We start from the raw sequence: 2,281 nt of genomic DNA, 5'->3' as shown, positions 1-2,281 counted from the left end.
CCTCGATGCCTGCCCCCACCCGCATCAATGCCCATGACCTGGCCGACCAGCTGGCGGCCCGCGATGTAACCGTGATTGATGTGCGCGAACCGATGGAGTACGCCTCTGGCCACATCAACGGCAGCCTCAACATTCCGCTTGCACGCATCACCCAGGCCGATTTGCCCCGCGGACCACTGGTGCTGGTGTGCCAGAGCGGCAACCGCAGTGCCAAGGCCCTAAACCAACTTCTCCAGCAGGGTCACCCCCACCCTGTGGTTGACCTGGTGGGCGGTATGCCCAGCTGGCAGCAGGCCGGTTTTGCGGTGCGCAAGCTCAAGGGTGCACCTCTACCCCTGATGCGCCAGGTGCAGATCGCGGCCGGCAACCTGGTGCTGCTGGGGGTGATCCTCAGCCAGGCGGTGGCCCCGGGCTGGATCTGGCTGAGTGGCTTCGTGGGGGCTGGCCTCACCTTCGCGGGCATCAGTGGCTTTTGCGGCATGGCCCGGCTACTGGCCGCCATGCCCTGGAACCAGGTGTCGATCGGTTCACAGGGGGAATGATCACCTCACTCACAGTGCTGCTGCTCGCGGGTGGTGCCTTGATCGGCTCTCTGCTCGCTGTGCTCGGGGCCGGAGGCTCGATCCTGCTGTTGCCCCTGCTGGTGAGCGGTGCGGCCCTGCCCAGCAAGGCCGCAGTTCCGCTCTCACTGCTGGTGGTCACTCTGTTGGCTCTCGGCAATGTCGGTCCCTACATCCGCCGCCGCCAAGTCGCGATCAAGCCAGCCCTAATTCTTGGTCTCCCGGCCCTGGCGGGCAGCTGGATCGGCGGCTCGCTGGTGAAGGCCGGTCTAATCCCGGAGGCGATGCAGCTGGGAATCTTCACGGCAGCGGCTTTGCTTGCGTCCTGGCTGCTCAATCGCAGGAGTGCTTTGAAGCATCCCCCACAACACGCACGCCCAACCGGCTTACCCGTAGCACTGGCAATCCAGGGCGTGCTGGTGGGCCTGCTCACCGGCATTGCCGGGGTGGGTGGCGGTTTTGCGATTGTGCCTGCCCTCGTACTTCTAGCGGGCCTGCCGATGCAGCTGGCCAGCGGCACGAGCCTGCTGCTGATCGCCACCAATTCCCTGGTGGCTTTTGCCGCCCAGGGCCACTGGCCCACGGCCCACCTGCCGCTCCTGCTTCCTCTGATGGGTGGTGGCTTCCTGGGGGCGCTGGTTGGCCAGCGTCTTGCGCCTCACCTGCCGGAGGTGCGGCTTCGCCAGGGTTTCTCGGCCCTGTTGATCKGCTCAGCGCTGCTCACCGGATTCGAGGCCTGGCAACGCCACAAGCACTCGCATCCTGGTCTTCGCGACCAGTCTTTTCTTCCATTACCCCCTTGGCCAATCCATGAATGGACGCACCTTCCAGTTCCGGTTGCGCAGCAGCCTTTCAGCACAAACACCCATTGCCAGCAAGCTAAATYGGAATGATTACGGGTTGGTAAATCGCGACTCGGTTGCCGGTCCAAACCCGTTCCGCTGGCAGAACCTAACCAGCGACGACATTTTTAAGGGACGCAAAGTGGTCTTGTTTGCCCTGCCCGGTGCCTTCACGCCCACCTGTTCCTCCAACCACCTGCCTCGTTACGAGGAGCTCAATGATGAGTTTCGAGCCCACGGCGTGGACGAGATCATCTGCCTATCAGTCAATGACGCCTTCGTGATGTTCCAGTGGGGCAAGCAGGTGGGGGCCAGAAATGTGTTCCTGCTGCCCGATGGCAACGGCGAGTTCAGCCGCAAGATGGGAATGCTGGTTGACAAGTCCAACTTGGGCTTCGGGTTGCGTTCCTGGCGCTACTCGATGCTGGTGAACGACGGCCAGATCGAGAAGGTGTTCCTCGAGCCTGACTACGGCGACAACTGCCCGCTCGATCCCTTCGAGGTGTCGGACGCCGACACGATGCTGGCCTTCCTCAAGGGCAACGAGCCTGAGGGCGTGACCAAGCCCCGCCGCGATTTTGAAGGCTGATTCWGACGCCACGCAGGGCGGCGAGGAGATCCTGGAGTTTGGCTGGCTTATTCCAAGAGAAAACCAGCTTTGCGGTATCGGAAGCGGTCATAACGAGCGCTTAAGTAGTTGTATCAAAGGCTTGGCACTGTGCCCCGGATGGCATGGGCCCGCCCTGTCAAATTTATTGAGCCGCTGCCTGATGGCTGCAGGCGGGCTTGCAGCAGCTCACGGAAGCGGGTGAGTTCCTCCTCGCTCATAGCCTCGAGGGCCTGACCGGCGCTCGGCCCCCCGAGGACGGTGTTCCAGAG

The 2,281-nt window shown here is 62.9% G+C and carries 3 protein-coding genes; all 3 read left to right on the top strand.

What is annotated here, in order from left to right; translation table 11 throughout:
- Positions 1 to 5: 5 nt before the first annotated feature.
- From C7K08_RS13575 to C7K08_RS13565, 3 genes are read left to right on the top strand one after another with little or no spacing between them, the layout of a single operon-like run.
- Positions 6 to 542 (top strand): rhodanese-like domain-containing protein, encoded by a 537-nt coding sequence (locus tag C7K08_RS13575; RefSeq protein WP_106501068.1) that lies wholly within the window; start codon positions 6 to 8, stop codon positions 540 to 542.
- Positions 539 to 1,453, top strand: coding sequence for a sulfite exporter TauE/SafE family protein (locus tag C7K08_RS13570; RefSeq protein ID WP_106501067.1), 915 nt, complete (start codon positions 539 to 541; stop codon positions 1,451 to 1,453). Before C7K08_RS13575 ends, C7K08_RS13570 begins: the two co-directional genes overlap by 4 nt.
- Entirely contained in the window at positions 1,371 to 1,991 is a 621-nt protein-coding gene (locus C7K08_RS13565; RefSeq protein WP_106501066.1) for a peroxiredoxin, read from the top strand. The genes C7K08_RS13570 and C7K08_RS13565 overlap by 83 nt, the downstream gene beginning before the upstream one ends.
- Positions 1,992 to 2,281 lie beyond the last annotated feature (290 nt).

The sequence above is a fragment of the Synechococcus lacustris str. Tous genome, from assembly GCF_003011125.1.
Lineage (GTDB): Bacteria > Cyanobacteriota > Cyanobacteriia > PCC-6307 > Cyanobiaceae > Synechococcus_D > Synechococcus_D lacustris.
The sequence above is the reverse complement of the archived record's forward strand: the minus strand, read 5'-3'. Positions and strand labels throughout refer to the sequence as shown.

What these genes read in the sequence shown, in the direction of transcription:
- C7K08_RS13575 (WP_106501068.1), top strand. Translation starts at nt 6, where the DNA reads ATGCCTGCCCCCACCCGCATCAATGCCCATGACCTGGCCGACCAGCTG.